Annotated in this window: 19 protein-coding genes; 12 read left to right on the top strand and 7 right to left on the bottom strand. The window is 70.7% G+C overall.

The genetic code is table 11. The features are described 5' to 3' along the window. Together DW297_RS09455 and DW297_RS09460 are read right to left on the bottom strand one after the other, a co-directional pair. On the bottom strand, positions 1-1,545 hold a 1,545-nt coding region (locus tag DW297_RS09455; protein WP_136031701.1), incomplete at its 3' end, for an SPFH domain-containing protein. A gap of 190 nt (positions 1,546-1,735) precedes the next feature. After that, positions 1,736-2,164, bottom strand: a complete 429-nt coding sequence (locus DW297_RS09460; protein WP_136031703.1) for a MarR family winged helix-turn-helix transcriptional regulator — start codon at positions 2,162-2,164, stop codon at positions 1,736-1,738. A 325-nt stretch (positions 2,165-2,489) separates the two neighbouring features. Between DW297_RS09460 and DW297_RS09465 the strand changes: the two genes are divergently transcribed. Both DW297_RS09465 and DW297_RS09470 read left to right on the top strand, forming a co-directional pair. After that, the gene (locus DW297_RS09465) at positions 2,490-2,891 is read left to right on the top strand and encodes an arsenate reductase ArsC (protein WP_136031705.1); all 402 of its coding nucleotides are present in this window, start codon (positions 2,490-2,492) and stop codon (positions 2,889-2,891) included. A 154-nt stretch (positions 2,892-3,045) separates the two neighbouring features. Continuing rightward, positions 3,046-3,696: a GntR family transcriptional regulator gene (locus DW297_RS09470; RefSeq protein WP_136031707.1), complete on the top strand. Its 651-nt coding sequence runs from the start codon at positions 3,046-3,048 to the stop codon at positions 3,694-3,696. A gap of 66 nt (positions 3,697-3,762) precedes the next feature. On the opposite strand, the gene aspS is transcribed toward DW297_RS09470, so the two are convergent. Continuing rightward, positions 3,763-5,064 (bottom strand): aspartate--tRNA(Asn) ligase, encoded by a 1,302-nt coding sequence (gene aspS, locus DW297_RS09475; protein ID WP_136031709.1) that lies wholly within the window; start codon positions 5,062-5,064, stop codon positions 3,763-3,765. A gap of 357 nt (positions 5,065-5,421) precedes the next feature. Between aspS and DW297_RS09480 the strand changes: the two genes are divergently transcribed. Next, positions 5,422-6,435 carry a TerC family protein gene (locus tag DW297_RS09480; RefSeq protein WP_136031711.1) on the top strand — a complete coding sequence of 338 codons (1,014 nt, stop codon included), beginning with the start codon at positions 5,422-5,424 and terminating at the stop codon, positions 6,433-6,435. A gap of 94 nt (positions 6,436-6,529) precedes the next feature. Further along, entirely contained in the window at positions 6,530-7,816 is a 1,287-nt protein-coding gene (locus DW297_RS09485; protein WP_136031713.1) for a hemolysin family protein, read from the top strand. A 24-nt stretch (positions 7,817-7,840) separates the two neighbouring features. On the opposite strand, the gene DW297_RS09490 is transcribed toward DW297_RS09485, so the two are convergent. The 4 genes from DW297_RS09490 to DW297_RS09505 form a co-directional block, all read right to left on the bottom strand. Next, positions 7,841-8,746 (bottom strand): arginase family protein, encoded by a 906-nt coding sequence (locus DW297_RS09490; protein ID WP_136031715.1) that lies wholly within the window; start codon positions 8,744-8,746, stop codon positions 7,841-7,843. A 58-nt stretch (positions 8,747-8,804) separates the two neighbouring features. After that, positions 8,805-9,494 carry a cation transporter gene (locus DW297_RS09495; RefSeq protein ID WP_136031717.1) on the bottom strand — a complete coding sequence of 230 codons (690 nt, stop codon included), beginning with the start codon at positions 9,492-9,494 and terminating at the stop codon, positions 8,805-8,807. Beyond that, positions 9,494-9,829, bottom strand: a complete 336-nt coding sequence (locus tag DW297_RS09500) for an ArsR/SmtB family transcription factor (RefSeq protein WP_136031719.1) — start codon at positions 9,827-9,829, stop codon at positions 9,494-9,496. The genes DW297_RS09495 and DW297_RS09500 overlap by 1 nt, the downstream gene beginning before the upstream one ends. 84 nt (positions 9,830-9,913) lie before the next feature. Further along, entirely contained in the window at positions 9,914-10,465 is a 552-nt protein-coding gene (locus DW297_RS09505) for a small multidrug efflux protein (RefSeq protein WP_136031721.1), read from the bottom strand. A gap of 158 nt (positions 10,466-10,623) precedes the next feature. Here DW297_RS09505 and DW297_RS09510 point away from each other — a divergent pair, with 158 nt between their 5' ends. From DW297_RS09510 to DW297_RS09545, 8 genes are all read left to right on the top strand, one after another. Next, entirely contained in the window at positions 10,624-11,841 is a 1,218-nt protein-coding gene (locus DW297_RS09510) for a sensor histidine kinase (protein ID WP_136031723.1), read from the top strand. Then, positions 11,838-12,440: a response regulator transcription factor gene (locus DW297_RS09515; protein ID WP_136031725.1), complete on the top strand. Its 603-nt coding sequence runs from the start codon at positions 11,838-11,840 to the stop codon at positions 12,438-12,440. The genes DW297_RS09510 and DW297_RS09515 overlap by 4 nt, the downstream gene beginning before the upstream one ends. 221 nt (positions 12,441-12,661) lie before the next feature. Next, positions 12,662-13,441: a 23S ribosomal RNA methyltransferase Erm gene (gene erm, locus DW297_RS09520; protein ID WP_136031727.1), complete on the top strand. Its 780-nt coding sequence runs from the start codon at positions 12,662-12,664 to the stop codon at positions 13,439-13,441. 90 nt (positions 13,442-13,531) lie between these two features. After that, complete coding sequence (thrC, locus tag DW297_RS09525) at positions 13,532-14,935, top strand: threonine synthase (RefSeq protein WP_136031729.1); 1,404 nt, start codon at positions 13,532-13,534, stop codon at positions 14,933-14,935. A 112-nt stretch (positions 14,936-15,047) separates the two neighbouring features. Beyond that, positions 15,048-15,761, top strand: coding sequence for an ABC transporter ATP-binding protein (locus tag DW297_RS09530; RefSeq protein WP_136031731.1), 714 nt, complete (start codon positions 15,048-15,050; stop codon positions 15,759-15,761). Then, positions 15,758-17,041, top strand: coding sequence for an ABC transporter permease (locus DW297_RS09535; RefSeq protein WP_136031733.1), 1,284 nt, complete (start codon positions 15,758-15,760; stop codon positions 17,039-17,041). Before DW297_RS09530 ends, DW297_RS09535 begins: the two co-directional genes overlap by 4 nt. 3 nt (positions 17,042-17,044) lie before the next feature. Further along, positions 17,045-17,635: a TetR/AcrR family transcriptional regulator gene (locus tag DW297_RS09540; RefSeq protein WP_136031735.1), complete on the top strand. Its 591-nt coding sequence runs from the start codon at positions 17,045-17,047 to the stop codon at positions 17,633-17,635. A 118-nt stretch (positions 17,636-17,753) separates the two neighbouring features. After that, entirely contained in the window at positions 17,754-19,094 is a 1,341-nt protein-coding gene (locus DW297_RS09545) for a purine-cytosine permease family protein (protein WP_136031737.1), read from the top strand. Positions 19,095-19,114 lie beyond the last annotated feature (20 nt).

Raw genomic sequence — 19,114 nt, forward strand, 5'->3', positions numbered from 1 at the left:
CGACGCGGGCGCGGCGGGGGCACCCGCCTCCGCGACGCCGGCACCGATGCCGCGACCGACGGCCTGGCCCTGGATGATCCCGGCGAGGTCGAGCCCGGTCGCGGAGTGCACGCTGTCGAACACCGAGCGCAGAGCCTTCGCGCTGTCGGCGCCGACGACCTGGGAGGCCCCGTCGTCGCCGGAGCCGCCCACGATCGAGACGTTGCCGATCGCGGCGTAGCCCTTGGCGAACTCGGCCATGATCGACGGCAGCACCTCCAGCACGCGCTGCGAGAGGAAGGCGTCCTGGTTGGAGGCGATGGCCTTGGCCTCGGCCTCGACGGCGGCCGCGCGCGCCTCACCCTCGGCACGGATGGCCTCGGCCTCGGCGTTCGCGCGCAGGCGGCGGGCCTCGGCCTCGGCTTCGGCCTGTGCCCGCAGCGCATCGGCGTCACCCGTGGCCTTCGCGATGGCGGCCGCGGCCTCACCGTCGGCCCGGGCCTTGTCGGCCTGCGCCTGCTGCTCGGCGATGCGCGTGCGGGCCTCGGCCTGCTTGACCTGCTCGATCGCGGCGGCCTCGGCGGCGCGCTCACGTGTGTAGAGCTCGGCCTGCGCGCGCGTCTCGGCCTCGTAGCGCTGGGCGTCGGCCACGCGCTTCACGTCGGCGTCGAGCTGAGCCTGCTTGTTCTCCGCCTGCTGCTGCAGCACGGCCTGCTCGGCCTGCGCGCGGGCGAGCTGTTCGGCCTGCTCCGCCTCGGCACGCGCTCGTCCGATGCCGGCGTTCGCGTTGGCGGTGTTGGTGTCGAGCGCCGTCTGCTCGACGAGGTTCGCCTCCTGGTTGGCGATGTTCTTCTGGTTGATCGCGCGGTCGGCGTTGGTCTGCGAGATCTCGGCGGCCTGTCGCTTCGCCTGGATCTCCGGCGCCCCGAGCGACTGAATGTAGCCGACCTTGTCGGTGATGCCCTTGATCTGGAAGGAGTCGAGGATGAGGCCCTGCTCCGCGAGCTCCTGCGAGACGTCGGCCGCGATCTGGTCGGAGAACTTCTTCCGCTCCCGCATGAGCTCGACGACCGAGAGTGTCGCGACGATACCGCGCAGCGCACCCTCGAGCTGCTCGGTGGTGAACTGCTCGATCGCCTTGTCCTGCGACGCGAAGCGCTCCGCGGCACGCCGCACGAGCAGCGGGTCGGAGCCGATCTTCACGATCGCGACGCCGTCGACGTTGAGGGTGACGTTGTCGAGCGACTGCGCCTCTGCATTGAGCGAGACCTGACGGGAGCGCAGGGAGATGATCTCGTGGCGCTGCGTGATCGGGTTGACGAGGGACTTGCCGTTGACGATCACCGTGACCGGCGACTCCGACAGCTCCGAGCGGCTCGTGCCGTCGGCGGCGATCACCGCGCGCTGCACCTTCTGCTTGCGGCCCGAGATGACGAGCGCCTCATCGGCCCTGGCCACCTTGATCCAGCTGCGGGCGAACAGCAGCAGGATCAGCAGCAGGATGACCGCTGCGACGACGGCGATACCGATGATGATGAGGATGCCGACGATTCCGGCGATCTCCATGGATGACCTCCCTTGGTCCCCCCGAGGGGGCGGTCTGACGGGCCCGCGCGGTGTGCCGGGACTCGGTTCCACCCTGCCAGAAACCCCGGAGCCCCCGCTCTGCGCGGGGGTGATCTCCGACACATCGGGGAGAAGCTGCGGCAGAGGCGGGGTGGGGAGAAGGGCTCATGCCCCGTTCACGCGGTCGCGGTCAGCGGTTGCGGAGCTTCTCCGCGAGGTCGCGCAGCTGGCGCAGCTCGTCGTCGTCGAGCCGGGACATGCGTGACGCGATGGAGCGGCCGTGCACCGTGGCGAGGGAACGGAAGGCCCGGGCGCCGGCGTCGGTCGCGCGGATCAATGCACCGCGGCCGTCATCCGGGTCGGGGCACTTGGCGACCAGCCCGCGGGCGACCATGCGATCGACGAGGCGGGAGACGCTGGGCTGGCTGATCAGCATGTTCGCGGTGATGTCGCGCAGTCGCGCCGTCATGTCGGGGGAGCGGGTGACGGTGAGGAGCACGTCGTATTCGGCCTGCGCGAGCTCGTTGTGATCGAAGTCGGCCATCATGTCCGTGAACAGCTCGTGCTGCGCGCGGAACAGGCTCTCCCAGGCCTCCAGGGCGAGCTTGCGATCGGTCATCCTCACAGCGTAGCGGCCACAGTAAAGGGCCGGTCGGAGAGGCTCCCGACCGGCCCTTGTCCCTTGCACCAAGAGTGTCCTGCAATCACATGCGGTGGATGCCACAGCAAACATTCACCGTGCGATCACTGTATAACGACGAGGTAACGAATGCAACGGTTTGATCACGGAATCTTCGCGCGACGCGTGAGGCCGATCCGACCGAGTCGGCAGGAAGTCGCCGCGGGGCTCTCGCGGCTTGCTCTTTATATCGATAGTCATCAATATGGAGTCACGCCCATCTCGCGGTCTCAACCACCCGTTGACCCATCCACCCAGGAGCGCCATGACCGCCACCACCCCCTCCGTCCTCTTCGTCTGCGTGCACAACGCCGGGCGCTCGCAGATGGCCGCGGGGTTCCTCCGCGAGCTCGCCGGTGACCGCATCGAGGTGAGGTCTGCGGGGTCGCTGCCCGCGGACCGCATCAATCCCGTCGCGGTGGAGGCCATGGCCGAGGTCGGGATCGACATCACCGCCGAGCAGCCGAAGGTGCTCACCGTGGACGCCGTCAAGGCGTCGGACGTCGTGATCACGATGGGATGCGGCGACGCGTGCCCCATCTTCCCCGGAAAGCGCTACGAGGACTGGACGCTCGAGGACCCGGCAGGGCTGGGGATCGAGGCGGTGCGGCCGATCCGCGACGACATCCGCACGCGGATCGAGACGCTCGTGGGAGAGCTGACCTGAGCCGAGCTCCGGGCTCACCGTCCGTGGACGCGGGCGTTCCTCGCCCTTTCCCCCGAAGTGGGATATATTGCTGAAACGTAGAACTTCACTCTCCAATACTCCCCAACTGGAGGAACGCGTGACACTCTCAGGTGGTCCGCTCGAGCGTCGGTCGATGAGCGACGAGGCGTTCGTGCGGCTGCAGGACGCCATCATCAGCGGAGAGCTGCCCCCGGGGGAGCGACTGCGCGACTACGAACTCGCGGAACGCCTCGGCACCTCCAAGACACCGATCCGTCATGCGCTCGACCGCCTGGCCGACAACGGGCTCGTCGAGATGCAGCGCAACCGCTACACGCGGGTTGCCCCCATCGATCTCAACCGGGTCCGCAATGCGGTCGACCTGTTCGGCGACATCTGGATCGGCTCGGTGCGTCACGTGCTGCCGGTGATCCAAGACGACGACGTGTCGTATCTGGTCGAGCTCGCGGACGACATGGCGACGGCGGTCAATTCCCGAGACGTCATCGGGTTCGGCGCCGCGCTGCGCGGTGCAGCGACCGGGTTCGCTCGCATCGAGGGCAACGCGGCGCGCGCGACGGTGATCGAGCGGCTCGGTCCTCAGATCCGCCGCTTCAGCCAGCACTCCAAAGACGTGTTCGACTGGGCGGCGGTGGGCGACGTGGTCGCCTCGATCCGTGACGCCCTCGAGGAGCGCGACGCCGTCAAGATCCGTGCCGTGCTCGTCACGCTGTTCGACGAGGTGCTGCCCTCCATCATCGACCGCGCGGAGGCCGAGGGCCTCGCCGGCACGACGGCCGAGTAGGACGAGGACACCGAACGAGGGCGGCCGCGCGGTGCGGCCGCCCTCGTCGTGTCCGGCGCTCTCGCGCTACGGCGTCAGGCGGTGCAGGTCGCGCGGGAACAGCGTGACCTCGCGGACGTTGGGCGCGTCGACGAGTCGCGCGATCCAGCGCTCCAGGCCGATCGCGAACCCGCCGTGCGGCGGCATCCCGTGCGCGAACGCCTCGAGGTAGCCGCGGTAAGCGTCGGGCGATTCGCCCCCGGCCTCGATCGCGGCGACTAGTTCGGAGTGACGGTGCCGCCGCTGCCCGCCCGTCACCAGCTCCAGCCCCCGGAAGAGCAGGTCGAAGCTGTTGCTCCAGCGCTCGTCGTCGGGTTGCGGGTGCGTGTAGAACGGACGCTTGGTCATCGGGTACCCCTCGACCGCGAGCACGTCGCTGCCGAACTCGGCCATGGCCCACTCGCCGAGCGCTCGCTCGTGCGCCGGTGCCAGGTCGGGCTCGTCGTCGGGCGCCCCCACCAGGCGCAGCGCGTCGCGGAAGTGGACGACCGGGATCTCCTCGGGGATCGTCGGCAGCGGCACCCGGAGCTGCGCCACGGCCGCGGCCGCCTCCGCGCGGATCCCGTCGAGCATTCCTCGCAGCACCTCCCCCAGGAGCGACAGCACGTCGCGGTGGTCGCGGACGAAGCCGAACTCCACATCGAGCGACACGTACTCGGCCAGGTGCCGCACGGTGTCATGGGGCTCTGCGCGGAACACCGGCCCCACCTCGTACACGCGCTCGAACACCCCGACGAGCTGCTGCTTGTAGAACTGCGGGCTCTGCGCCAGGTACGCCGGACGGCCGAAGTAGTCCACGGGGAACACGTTCGCGCCCGACTCCGTCGCGGTCGCCACGATCTTCGGCGTGTGGACCTCGGTGAAGCCGGCGGCGTCGAGCGTGCGGCGGAAGGCCCTCAGGCTCGCGGCCGCCAGTTCCCAGGTCGCCCGGCGGGCGGGGTGGCGCCACAGCACCGGCGCGTGGTCAAGCAGCGTGGGCAGCGTCGCGTCGAGGGTCGGCCGCCACAGGTCCACCACGGGGGTCGCTGCGGGCTCGGACAGCAGCTCGATCCGAGGCGAGGCGACCTCGACGCCACCGGGCGCCTGCGGGTTCGCGGATACGGTGCCCGTAACGCGGACGACGGTCTCCTCGGGCGGCAGGCCGCCGTCGGGCAGTTCGCTCGGCCGCAGCACGACCTGCGCCAGCCCGGAGCGGTCGCGCAGGATCAGGAAGGCGACGGAGGCGAGCTCGCGGCGGCGGTGCACGTGGCCGAGGAGCGTGACGCTCCGGCCCGGTGCGGTGCGGGACAGTTCGGTCGCGAGCGTGCGACCGGGGTCGGGTGATCTCATTCTTCCTCCAGGTTGTGGAAGCCCTGGAGGTGCGGGCGGGGGCTAGATCGCGGTGCCACCACACCTTCGCCGGTGAGACACCGGCCTCTCGTCGGTACGCCGGACGCGCGGGGACCGCTTGCCGTCGAGGCCGGGGGTCGTCACGCCCCGCAGTCGCCACCGCCAGTCTAGGGGACCGGGTTCTCGGCAGATCCACAGCATTCCGATATGGGCGTCTCGTACTCTGGGACCTCCAAGGGGAGTACTCCGACACGGTCTGGTCGTCATTACGGATGCATCGCATCCCGGCCCACCGGTCCCGATTCGGGATGGAGAAGACTTTGGCGCTGTTCTGCCACGCCGAATCTGGAGTATCCCTTGGACGTCACCCCTCTCATCTGGGTCATCACGATCGCGGTCACGATCGCGTTCTTCGTGTACGAGTTCTTCGCCCACGTGCGCACGCCGCACGAGCCGACCATCGGTGAATCCGCCCGCTGGTCCATCTTCTACATCAGCCTGGCGCTGCTCTTCGGCGTGGGCATCGGCATGGTCTCCGGGTGGACGTACGGCGGCGAGTACTTCGCCGGGTACCTCACCGAGAAGGCCCTGTCGATCGACAATCTCTTCGTGTTCCTGATCGTCATGACCGGGTTCGCCGTGCCGAAGATCTACCAGCAGAAGGTGCTGATGATCGGCATCGTGATCGCCCTGATCCTGCGCGGCATCTTCATCGCGGTCGGCGCGACGCTGATCGAGAACTTCTCCTGGATCTTCTACGTGTTCGGCGCGCTCCTGCTCTTCCTCGCCTACCGGCAGGCGTTCAGCAACCACGAGAGCAACCCCGCGAACGGCCGCTTCATGACCTTCGTGCGCCGTCACCTCCCCGTCAGCGAGGAGTACAACAACGACCGGCTGACCGTCGTCAAGAACGGGAAGCGCTTCGTCACCCCGATGCTGCTGACCATCATCGCGATCGGGTTCATCGACCTCGTGTTCGCCGTCGACTCGATCCCCGCGATCTACGGTCTCACCGATCAGGCGTACATCGTGTTCACCGCCAACGCGTTCGCCCTCATGGGGCTGCGCCAGCTGTACTTCCTCATCGGCGGACTGCTGGAGCGCCTGGTCTACCTGGCCCAGGGCCTCGCCGTGATCCTCGCGTTCATCGGCGTGAAGCTGGTGCTGCACGCGCTGCACGTCAACGAGGTCCCCTTCATCAACAACGGCGAGCCGATGCTGTGGGCGCCCGAGATCCCGATCTGGTTCTCGCTGCTCTTCATCGCCGCGACCATCGCCGTCGCCACCGTCGCGAGTCTGCTCAAGACCCGCAAGACCGCTTCTCTTCCCCCCACGACCGGCACCACCCCCATCGACAAGGAGCACTCTTGAGCGCGCAGCGCTGTTCTGACTCTTCGGACTCTGACAGTACGGGCGCCCGGTTCATCCCGGGCGCTCACCCCGCACCCGGAAAGGAAGCCCGCTGATGGGCGACCTGCTCCTGAACATCGCCCTCGTCCTCGTGTTCGTGCTGATCGGCGGCGTCTTCGCGGCGACCGAGATGGCGCTGGTCACGCTGCGAGAGAGCCAGATCAACGCGATCGGCCAGCGCGGGAAGCGCGGCGCCAAGGTCGCCGGGCTGGCCCGCAACCCCAACACCTTCCTCTCGGCGGTGCAGATCGGCGTGACCGTGGCGGGCTTCGCGTCTGCCGCCTACGGCGCCACCTCGATCGCTCCGTCGCTCGCGCCCCTGTTCGAGAGCTGGGGACTCGCCCCCGCCGTGGCGCTCACGGTCGCCACCCTCGTGCTCACCCTCGTGATCGCGTACCTGTCGCTCGTGCTCGGCGAGCTCGTGCCGAAGCGTCTCGCGATCCAGCGCAACGCCCAGTTCGCGTATGCCGTCGCCCCGGCCCTGAACGGCTTCGCGACCGTCATGCGACCGGTGATCTGGCTGCTGTCCGTGTCGACGAACGCCCTCGTGCGCCTGCTCGGCGGCGACCCGCACAAGACCAGCGACGAGCTGACCGACGAGGAGGTGCGCGACATCGTCGCGACGCACCAGGGGCTGCCCGACGACGAGCGCCGCATCCTCGACGACGTGCTGTCGCTGCGCGGCCGCCAGGTGAGCGAGGTCATGCGACCGCGACCCGAGGTGGTGGCGCTCGACCAGGCCGCCACCGTGGGCGCTGCCATGCAGCAGGTGCGGGAGCTGCCGTTCTCGCGCTACCCGGTGTCGGACACCTCGATCGACGACATCACCGGGTTCGTGCACGTGCGCGACCTGTTCGAGGCCGCGGCCGACGACCCGGAGCGACCGCTGGCGGCCCTCGTGCGCCAGATCCCCTACATCCCCTCGACCGCCCGGGTGCTGCCGACGCTGACCCGCATGCGCGCGGAGGGCCACCACATCGCGGTCGTCGTCGACGAGTACGGCGGCACGGACGGGCTCGTGACGCTCGAGGACCTGGTGGAGGAGGTTGTGGGCGAGATCTTCGACGAGTACGACGCCGAGGTGTTCATCTCGGCCGACGACGGGCTCGACGGACGCCTCAACCTGCAGGACTTCGAGGAGGCCACCGGGCTGGCCATGCCGCGCGGATCGTCGGACACCATCGCCGGATTCGTCACGGAACAGCTCGGACGCCTCGCGGTGGTCGGCGACACGGTCGAGGTGCCCGGCGCGACCATCCAGGTGGCAGAGGTGGATCGGCGCCGGATCGCCCGGGTGCGGGTGACGCTGCACGCCGAGCCGGAGCCCGCCGCGGAGCACTGAGCGCGGGGCGTCCGGCCGGCATGGTCAGGCCGGACGCACCGCGCTGCCGAGCTCGCTCAGGCCCTCGCTCAGAACCTCGACCAGCAGCCGCGCATAGCGGCCGTCGGGGTCGAGGTCGGGATCGAACACGGTGATGCTCGCACCGATCGCCCGCGGAGCGAGGCCCCGCAGCAGCGCCGTCAGCTCGTCGGGGGAGAGGCCGCCGGGATCGGGGCTGTCCACCGCGGGCATCACCGTGGGGTCGAGCACGTCGACGTCGAGCTGGAGCCAGTACCCCTCGCCCGCCGCTGCGGCGGACTCGGACGCGACGGCCTGGGCTCCGCGCGCGGAGACCTCGGCGGCGGGGGTCACGCGTGCCAGGAGGCCGCGAACCTCCTCCTGCTCCTCGTCGTCGTCGCGGTGTCCGACGTGGGCGGTGCGCCCCGCCGGGAAGTAGGGGGACAGGCCGTCGATGTCGGCGATGGCCGGCCAGTGCAGGCCGATCGCCGCCGCCAGGGCCTCGCCGGCGACGGCCGCGCACTCCTCGCTGTTGCCGGGGTGGCGGAAATCGGTGTGGCCGTCGATGTGCACGAGTCCCGCTCCGCCGCGTCTCTTCAGAGCGATCCCGGCGCCGACGAGGATGCCGCAGTCGCCGCCGATCACCAGGGGTGCCTGCCCCGCGTCGATCGCGTCGCCGATGCGCGCGGCCAGGCGCAGCGAGTGGTCGACGAACGCGGCCTCGTTGCGCACCCGACCGGCCGGACGCACGTCGTCGTCGGCCACGTACCGGCCGGGGAGGACGACGCCGGAGTCGGTCGCGCCCCGGGCGGCGAACCGCTCGTAGAGCCCCGCCTCGCGCAACGCCTCCGGCGCTTTCGCCGAGCCGGGCACGCTCCCGGGCTCGGGCGGACGGAGGCCGAGGTTGCTGGGAGCGGACAGAAGAGTGATCATGCGGTCCACTCTGGCGGGGGCGACCGACATTCGCTCCGCCCGCGCGAGGGGAGCGGATTCAGCGCTCGTGGTCGTGGTCGTGCTCGTGGTCGTGGTCGTGGTCGTGGTCGTGCTCCTCGAGGAGCATGCCGACCGAGGTCGCGCACGCGTCACCGCGCCAGGCCTCGATCCCCTCGCGGACGGCGAAGCCCGCGATGACGAGCCCCGCGACCGCGTCGGCCCACCACCACCCCAGCAGCGAGTTCGCCACGAGTCCGACGAGCACGGCGGCGGACAGATACGTGCAGATCAGCGTCTGCATCGAGTCCGCGACCGCGGTGGCCGACCCCAGCTCGCGCCCCGCCCGGCGCTCGGCGAGGGAGAGGAACGGCATCACGACCACGCTCACCGCGGTCAGCACGATCCCGACCGTGCTGTGCTCCGGCCGCTCCTGCGCGATCAGGGCCAGGACGGAACTCGCCGTCACGTACAGCGCGAGCGCGAAGAACGCGACCCCGATGACCCGCAGCGTCGGCTTCTCCCAGCGCTCGGGATCGGGCCGCGTGAACTGCCAGGCGACCGCCGCCGCCGAGAGCACCTCGATCGTGGAGTCGAGCCCGAACCCGATCAGTGCGGCGGAGGAGGCCACGGAGCCCGCGGCGACGGCGATGATGGCCTCGATCACGTTGTAGCCGATCGTGACGCCCACGATCACGCGGATGCGGCGGTGCAGCGTCTGCCGGCGGGGCTCGGCGACCACGGCCGCCATCAGCAGGTGCACCCCTCGCCGTCGCAGCAGTCCGGGTCGACGATCAGGGTGACCCGCATCAGCATGTCGAGCGCGGGAGCGAGGTGGCGGTCCGACAGGCGGTAGAGGCTGCGTCGCCCGTCGGCCGTGCTCTCGACGAGTCCGCAGCCGCGCAGGCACGCGAGATGGTTCGACATCGCCTGCCGCGAGACGCCGAGCGCCTCCGCGAGCTCGGCCGGGTACCGCGGCGACGACCGGAGGGCGAGCAGGATCCCGGCGCGCGTCGTGTCGGACAGCGCGTGCCCGAGGCGGGCGACGGCGGCGGTGTGCGGAGTCGAGGCGAGCGCAGTGGTCACCCCTGAACAGTACAGAAAGAAGTGAATTCAGAAAAGAGTGAAGCGGGAGGGGCAACGGATGCGACCGCCCCTCCCGCCGCGATCTCAGCGGATCGCGTACACCGCGCCGCCGACGATCACGGCCACCACGGTGGTCCAGCCGATGATCGCGACCGCCTGCCACACGAGGATCCGTCCCTTGCCCACGCCCGACGCCGCGAGCATGGTCGCGGTGAAGTGCGTGGGCAGCAGCAGCGGTCCCAGCAGGCTCACGCCGGGGACGCCGTAGCGCTCGAACGCCCGCTGGAACTTCTCGCGCCGTGCGGAGCCGCGCCCCTGCTCGGCCGCGGGCGCGGGTGCTACGTCATCCTCCAGGCTGCTCCCGCCGCCCGCGAGTGCGGCCTGCCGCGCCCTCGACCGGTCGACGATCGCGCGCCGCGCCCCCGAGCTCGCGAGCACCAGGACGGCCACGCACACGAAGTTGCCCACCATCGCCGCGACGGCCGCCACCACCGGGGGGATGCCGCCGATGATCCCGATGCCCGCGGCACCCTCGCCCTCGATGAACGGCACCGCGCCGGCGAGAGCGACGATGAGGGGCTGCACCAGGTCGGGGACCTGGGCGACGAGGTTCTGGAACGTCTCGACGAGGTTCATGGGAGGGGCCTCCGGGAGTTTCGGCGGACGGGCTCTCCGTCGCCATGACCCCAGTCCACCGGAGGCGGGACGGCTGTGACAGTGCCGCGGCGTCACCTCTCTCCGGGCGCTTCACCCGCCGATCCCGTGACATCTGTCACGGCCCTATCGTGGGGAGCGTGACCCGCATCCCCCCGGCCTCCACCGTCGAACCAGCGCCCGGCTCCCGGCAGCTCGCCCGTGGCATCACCGCCACCTGGTGGTACACGGTGACCGCGGTGCTGTTCATCGAGCTCATGCTCGTCGGGGCATGGACGGGCATCGCGGCCGCGGTCGACCTGCGCGGCGGCGTGCTGCTCGTGGTGGGGCTGGGCGGCGTGGTGTGGTGCGCGTCGACGCTGCTGCTGCTGCTGGACTACCGCCACCGGCTGGAGGCCGGTCCGGGGGTGGAGTGGCGGCGCCTGGTGCTGCCGTTCGCGGTGGCGGTGGCCTACGGGGGCACGGCCGGGCTCCTCGTGGGCAGCTGGGAGCTGGCGGGCATGCCGATCGTGCAGTTCTTCGTGCTGCTGCGGTGGCCGCGCGGTGTCCGCGTGCGGGTGGTCGTCGCGGCGACCGTCGTGCTGGTGGGGCTCGCGGTGATCGACACCGCCGCCGACGGCTTCGGGGTGGGCGTCCCGTGGTGGCTGCCGATCGTGTACGCGGCGATGCTGCCGGGGATGACCGTCAGCTCGCTGTGGTGGTGGGACGTGCTGGTGACGCTCGACCGGGCTCGAGCCTCGGAGGCCCGGCTCGCCGCGACCCAGGAGCGGCTGCGGGTCGCCACCGACGTCCATGACCTGCAGGGGCATCACCTGCAGGTGATCGCGCTGCAGCTGGAGCTCGCGGAGCGGCTGCTGCCCGTGGACGCGCCCGCCGGAATGGAGCAGCTGCGCGCGGCGCGGGTGAGCGTGGACGAGGCGCGCCAGGGGACCAGGGACCTCGCGACGCGGTTCCGGTCGGTCCCGCTGGGCGATGAGCTGGCGAACGCGCGCGACCTGCTGGGCGCGGCAGGGCTGGACGTCGAGGCGCGCATCGCGACCGACGCGAATGCGGCGCCCGCGGCCGACCTCGGCCCGGTGATCCGGGAGACGACCACGAACGTGCTGCGCCACGGCGGTGGAGAGCGCGCGCGGCTGGTGCTCGAGCGCACGCGCGACGGGTGGCGGTACGAGATCGCCAACGGGGTCCCGGACGGGGACGGGGGCGCGGACGACGTGGAGGACGGGCACGGCGGCTCGGGGCTGGAGGGTGTACGGCGGCGGATCGCGGACGCGGGCGGCACCCTCGACGTGCGTCGCGACGCGGACGAGTTCGTGGTCGTGGTGACCGTGCCGTCCGCAGGGGAGGGCGCGCGATGATCCGGGTGCTGCTGGCGGACGACGAGGGGATGATCCGGTCGGCACTCGCCGCGCTGCTGCGGCTGGAGGACGACATCGAGGTCGTCGCGGAGTGCGCCGACGGGGAACAGGCCGTGGCGGAGGCGCTGCGGCTGCGACCAGACGTGTGCCTGCTCGACCTGGAGATGCCGGGGCTCGACGGGGTGCAGGTCGCGGAGCGGCTCGGCCGGGAGATCGCGACCCGGTGCGTGGTGGTCACCCGTCACGCGCGACCGGGCGTGCTGCGGCGTGCACTGGCCTCCGGGGTGTCGGGGTTCCTGCCGAAGTCGCGCGGGGCGGACGAGGTCGCGGCGGTGATCCGGCGGGTCGCCGCGGGAGCGCGCTACGTCGACCCGGAGATCGCGGCGGATGCGCTGAGCGACGAGCGCTCGCCGCTGACCGACCGGGAGCTGGACGTGCTGCGGGCCGGACGGCGGGGTGAGACGACGGGGCAGATCGCCAGGGCGCTGTCGCTCGCACCCGGAACGGTGCGGAACCACATCTCGGTGATCCTCGGCAAGCTGTCGGTGGCCACACGTCAGCAGGCGGTGCTGCTCGCGGAGGAGCGCGGCTGGATCTGACTCCCGATATGCTGGCTCGCATGGGAACAATATGCGCCGCGCCCGTGATGGGGCGCACTCTCGTGTTCCGCGACCGCCGCGCCTGACGGCGCGCTCGCTCTCCGCACGCCTCCGCGCGCCGTCCACAGAGATGTCATCGCACCTCGGGACGGGCTCTTTTCGCCGACTCCGCTCGCGCGTCCCTCGCCGAGGTGCTCCGATCCTCTTCCCGGAGCGCACCCATGCCTCGCAACCGTCCTCGTTCGATCCACGGCGGCCGCCACGAACTCGGCCAGAACTTCCTCCATCACGCCCCGACGCTCGACCACATCCTCTCGCTGGTCGAGCGCACGTCCGGCCCCATCCTCGAGCTCGGCGCCGGTGACGGTGCCCTGACGCGTCCCCTCGCCCGCCTCGGTCGTCCCCTCACCGCGATCGACGTGGACGAGCACCGCGTACGTCGGCTTCGATCCGACCTCCCGCAGGTACGCGTCGAGGCCGCGGATGCGACACGTCACCCGTTCGACGCCGAGGTGGTGGTGGGCAACGTCCCCTTCCACCTGACCACGCCGATCCTCCGTCGTCTGCTGGCGACGGGGCGATGGCGACACGCGGTACTGCTGACCCAGTGGGAGGTCGCTCGGAAACGCGCCGGAGTCGGCGGCGGGACCCTGATGACCGCACAGTCCGCGCCGTGGTTCGTGTTCGCCCTGGAGGGCCGTGTTCCGGCGTGGGGCTTCCGGCCGCAGCCGAGCGTCGACGGGGGGCTGCTGACGATCGCCCGGCGCGGGTCGCCGCTCGTGCCCGCGACGGATCGCCGCGCGTACGAGGCCTTCGTTCGGCGCATGTTCACCGGGCGCGGGAGCTCGCTCCCCGCGATCGTGGCCTCCGCAGGCGGCCTGTCGATGCCCCAGGCGCGCCGGGCCGTCGCCTCGGTGCGAGCGCAGGACCGCCGCCTCCCCCGTGATCTGGGCCCGGAGCAGTGGGCGGGGCTGTGGCGCGAGGCGGGGCGGAGGCCATGAGGGGTGGTGGCGCCCCCTCCGTCACGCGTCCGGCGGCGTCTTCGCGGCCTGCGAGAATGGAGGCGCCGAGTCCCGAGCCGAGGAGCCACCGTGCCGTTCATCTCCACCCGTGGCGGCATGCAGCCGCAGTCCTTCAGTGAGACCCTGCTCGAAGGGCTCGCGCCCGACGGAGGCCTGGCGGTTCCCGAGGTCATGCCCGAGGTCGACGGTGAGACCCTGGAGCGCTGGCGCGCACTCACGTACCCGCAGCTCGCGACCGAGGTGCTGGGGCTGTTCGCGACCGACATCCCCCGCGAGGATCTGGCGCGCATGACGGCCGCCGCCTACGCCGACTTCCCCGACGGGGTGGTGCCGCTGCGCCGCATCGACGACGACCTCACGCTGGTCGGTCTCTCTGAGGGGCCGACGCTGGCGTTCAAGGACATGGCGATGCAGTTCCTCGGGCAGGTGCTCGAGTACACCCTGGAGCGTCAGGGATCGGTGCTGAACATCCTCGGCGCGACCTCGGGCGACACCGGGTCGGCGGCCGAGCACGCCCTCCGCGGCAAGGAGCGGGTGTCGGTGTTCATGCTGTCGCCGCAGGGCCGCATGAGCGCGTTCCAGCGGGCGCAGATGTTCTCGCTCGACGACGCCAACGTGCACAACATCGCGGTGGAGGGCGTGTTCGACGACTGCCAGAACCTGGTCAAGAAGCTCGCCGGCGACCTCGACTTCAAGCGCACCCAGCACCTCGGCGCCGTCAACTCCATCAACCTCGCGCGCATCACCGCGCAGACCGTCTACTACTTCTGGGCGTGGCTGCGGGCCACCGACGCGGGCGGCTGGGCCGAGGTGTCGTTCACCGTGCCCTCGGGCAACTTCGGCAACATCCTGTCGGGCTTCTTCGCGAAGCAGATGGGCCTGCCGATCCGCCGCCTCGTGCTGGCCGCGAACGAGAACAACGTGCTCGACGAGTTCTTCCGCACGGGCGTCTACCGGCCGCGCAGCGCCGCGCAGACCCTCGCCACCTCGAGCCCCTCGATGGACATCTCGAAGGCGTCGAACCTGGAGCGCTTCATCTTCGAGCTGGTCGACCGCGACCCGGCGCGGGTGGTCGGCGCGTGGGACGACCTGGAGGCGCAGGGCTACGTCGACTTCTCGGCGGAGCAGGAGCGGTTCGCGGAGGAGTTCGGCATCGTCAGCGGCACCTCGACCCATGAGGACCGGCTGGCCACCATCCGCGCCGTGTACGAGGCCTCGGGCGAAGTGATCGACCCGCACACCGCCGACGGCGTCAAGGTCGCGCGCGAGTACGTGGAGCCGGGCGTTCCGATGCTCGTGCTGGAGACCGCCAAGCCGGAGAAGTTCGCGGAGACCATCCACGAGGCGATCGGCGTCGAGCTCGGCTACTCGCCCGAGCTGCGCGCGATGCTCGACGCCCCCCAGTACGTGACGGAGATGGCCGACGACGAGCAGGCCCTGCGCGCGTTCATCGCGGAGAACGCCCTGCACTGACACCGAGGCCCTTCATCGCGAAAGACCCCCGACCGCCGGCGCGGTCGGGGGTCTTCGTCCTTCCACGGGAACTTATCAGGCAGTAACTGCCAAGAGTTGTTACTGTATCTGCATGAATGAAAGTGCGGACTCCGTCCCGACGGCCATCGAGGCGCGTCATCTGTCCAAGTCCTACGGGAAGGGCGAGAGCAGATTCCTGGCTCTCGACGACGTGTCGTTGCGGGTGCGGCGGGGCGAGTCCCTGGCCATCGTCGGCAAGAGCGGGTCGGGCAAGTCCACGCTGATGCACCTCCTTGCGCTTCTGGACCGCCCCGACGCCGGAGAGGTGCGGGTGGACGGCGCTGATGCGGCGACGCTGTCGCCGCGGGCGGTGAACCGGATCCGCAACCGCCGCTTCGGCTTCGTCTTCCAGCAGTTCTTCGTCACCCCCGGTGCCTCGGTGCTCGACAACGTCATCCTCCCGCTCACGATCGCGGGGATCCCCGCCGCCGAGAGGCGACGCCGCGGCATGGAGGCCCTGCGCCGCTTCGGCCTGGAGGACAAGGCGCGGGGCCGTGCGAACGACCTGTCCGGCGGGCAGAAGCAGCGCGTCGTGCTGGCTCGGGCGCTCGTGTCCGAGCCCGAGGTCATCTTCGCCGACGAGCCGACGGGAAACCTCGACAGCGCGACCGGCGCCGTCGTCGAAGATGAGCTCTTCGCGCTCCAGCGCGACCACGGAATCACCCTCGTCATCGTCACGCACGACGATGACCTCGCCGCACGATGCGACCGCCGGGTCGTGGTGCGCGACGGGCGCCTGGAGGATGCGACGGGGGTGGCGGCATGAACGCGCTCGACCTGGTGCGCACCGCCGCGTCGCACACGTTCCGCAGCAAGCTGCGCACCACGCTGACCGTGCTGGCGCTGTTCGTCGGAGCGTTCACGCTCACCCTCACGACCGCACTGGGCGCCGGTGTCTCCGACTACGTCGCGAAGCAGGTGGCGTCGCTCGGCGCCGACGACGTGCTGCTCATCTCGGCGGGGACGGGGACGGCGACCGACGCCGGGCCCCAGCCGTACGATCCCGCGACCTCCACGGCCTCCGGGGGTCCTGCCAATCCACTCACCGGCGGGGGAGCGCTGACGCCGCAGGACATCTCCGCGCTCGAGGGCATCGACGGACTGCGTGACGTGTCGCCCGTCTCGGCCGTCGCGGTCGACTGGATCCAGGGACCGGGGTCGCAGAAGTACGAGTTCGCGATCGCGCCCACCTCGTCGATCGCGCGGGCGGACCTCGTCGCCGGCTCGCAGCTGGATGCCGAGGCCACCGAGAACCAGATCACCCTCCCGCTCGACGACGTCGAGCCGCTCGGCTGGGCCGACCCCGGCGACGCGGTCGGTGCACGGGTCGAACTGGGGTTCACCGACGTGCTCGGCGGCCCCCACACCATCGAGGCGACCGTCGTGGGCGTCTCGAACACGAGCCTGCTCAATGCCGGCGCCGGGGCCAACGCCGCCCTGGTCGACGCGATCGCGGCGGAGCAGCGCGCCGGGTCGTCGGCGCCGGAGCGCTTCCAGGTCGCGGTGGCCTCCTTCGACCCGAACGCCAGCGCCGACGACGTGCGCGACCTGAAGGACCGGGTCGCTGACGCGGGGATGACCGCGCAGACGATCCAGGACCAGCTCGGCATCGTGCAGACGGTCATCGGCGGCATCACCGGTGTGCTCAACGCGTTCGCCGTGATCGCCCTGCTCGCGGCCGCTTTCGGCATCATCAACACGCTGCTGATGAGCGTGCAGGAGCGCACGCGCGAGATCGGGCTCATGAAGGCCATGGGGATGAGCAACGGACGGGTGTTCGCGCTCTTCAGCATCGAGGCGGCGATCATCGGCGTGCTCGGCAGCGTGCTCGGCGTCGTCGTGGCCGTGCTGGTGGGACTGCCGCTCAATGCGGCTCTCGCCCAGGGGCCGCTCTCGGGTCTCGCCGGTCTTGACCTGCTGCTCTTCCAGCCGCAGGGGATGCTGGGCGTCGTCGCGCTCATCGTCGTCATCGCATTCCTGGCGGGCACGCTACCGGCGCGACGCGCGTCGCTGAAGTCACCCATCGACGCGCTGCGATACGAATAGAGCATGCCCGCGCCCGCAACCCCGCACAGCAGCAACGCCCGCGGACGGGCGACGGCGCGCGCGATCGAGACCGCGGCGGTGCGGCTGGCCCTGGAGAAGGGGCCGGCCGCACTGACGGTCGACGAGATATGCGCGGCGGCCGGCGTCAAGCAGCGCACGTTCTTCAATCATTTCCCGACCAAAGAGGACGCGCTCCTCGGCAGCGCGCTGCCCCGGCTCAACGAGCAGCGGGTGCGCGAGTACCTCAGCGATGCGACGGTGGGTGTGCTCAGCGGCGCTCTGGGTCTGGTCGAGCTGCCGGCGTCCCCCGACGGGCAGGAGGACCTCGCGGCAGCTCGCATGCGCGTCCTCGCCGCTTCGCCGGCCCTCGCCGAGCGCCAGGCGGGTCGGCTGCTGCCGTTGGCGCGCGAGGTCAACGAGGTCATCCGCCTCAAGCTGCGTGCCGTCGGCCCCGACCAGGCGGCGGAGCGCATCGACGCCGCCGCGTCCGTGCTCACCCGCATCGCGAGCGCGCTCGTACTGCAAGCCGGGCGGGCGGGCGAGGCGGAGCCCGGCCTCAACGATCTCCGGTGGATCTGGGACCGCCTGCTCTGACGTCGCGTGCAGAGTGCACAGCGACGGGCGATGTTCGTGCGGATCGCACATGTCGGGCGGTGAGGCGCGGTGGCTACGGTGGCGGCAACCCGTTCCCCCCTCCTCCCGAAGGATCCTCATGGCACGCACGGCGCACGCAGACGACTTCGCGCTCTCCCGAGTCACGCCGGAGGCCCGCAAGCCCTGGTTCGGAATCGCAGTGCAGCGATTCGGACAGGTCTCGGCCCTCTCGCAGTTCCTCCTCGGCGCGACCCTCGGCTACAGCATGACGTTCGGCGAGGCCGTCCTCGCCTTCCTGTTCGGCTCGATCATCCTCGAGGTGATCATGTGCGTGGTCGGTTTCATCGGCCAGCGCGAAGGCCTGAACACCGCCCTCCTCGCCCGCTGGACCGGCTTCGGCGAGATCGGCGCCTCGCTGGTCGGCCTCGCGATCGGCATCAGCCTGATCGGCTGGTTCGGCATCCAGTCGGCGATCTCGGCGCAGTCGCTCGACGCCCTCATGCCCGGCGCCCTGCCGGTGTGGGCGTGGAGCCTCATCTTCGGCCTCGCGGTGACCGCGATCGTGGCCTTCGGCTTCGTCGGCATGCAGTGGCTCGCGAACATCACGGTGCCGCTGTTCCTGATCCTGGTCGGATGGTCGGTCATCTCCGAGCTGAGCCGCCACGACATCGGCGAACTGCTGACCGGTCCGGCCCCCGGCCCCACCATGAGCGTGTGGGCGGGCACCGGCATCGTCGCGGGCGGCCTCATCGTCGGCGCCATCATCACCGGCGACATGACCCGCTTCAACCGCTCGCGCGCCGACGTCGTCAAGCAGACCGTGCTGGGCGTCTCACTCGGCGAGTTCGTGATCGGCCTGGCCGGCGTGCTCCTCGCGCACGCCGCCGCCACCGGCGACATCGTCGCGATCGTCACCTCGTCGGTGGGCTTCATCGGCCTGTTCATCGTGCTGACCGGAACGCTGAAGATCAACGACTGGAACCTGTACTCCTCCACCCTCGGCCTGGTGAACTTCATCTCCACCGCGTTCGGCAAGAACCTGCACCGCGTGACCACCACGATCGTGCTCGGTGTCGTCGGCTCGGTGCTCGCCGCGGTCGGCATCCTCGGGCAGTTCACCGAGTTCCTGATCGTGCTCAGCGTCGCGTTCCCGCCCATCGCCGGCATCATGGTCGCCGAGTACTACGTGGTGCGGCGCTGGCGTCCCGAGCTCGACGCGACCCGCGAGCAGGGCACGCTTCCGGCCACCGCTCCGCGCATCGTCCCCGCGACCATCGTCGTCTGGCTGGTCTCGTCCCTCGTCGGGTACTTCGTCACCTGGGGTATCCCGTCGCTGCTCAGCCTCTTCCTGTCGATGGTGCTGTACATCGTCGTCGGCAAGCTCGGCTGGGTGCGCGGCGTCGGCGTCGCCACCACGCGCCAGGCGAGCCCCGTCGACAGCGCCCCCGCGGCGGTCTGAGCGACCGCGACAGAACCACC

Origin of the sequence: Microbacterium sp. PF5 (genome assembly GCF_004794315.1) — a bacterium.
Taxonomy (GTDB): Bacteria; Actinomycetota; Actinomycetes; order Actinomycetales; family Microbacteriaceae; genus Microbacterium; species Microbacterium sufflavum.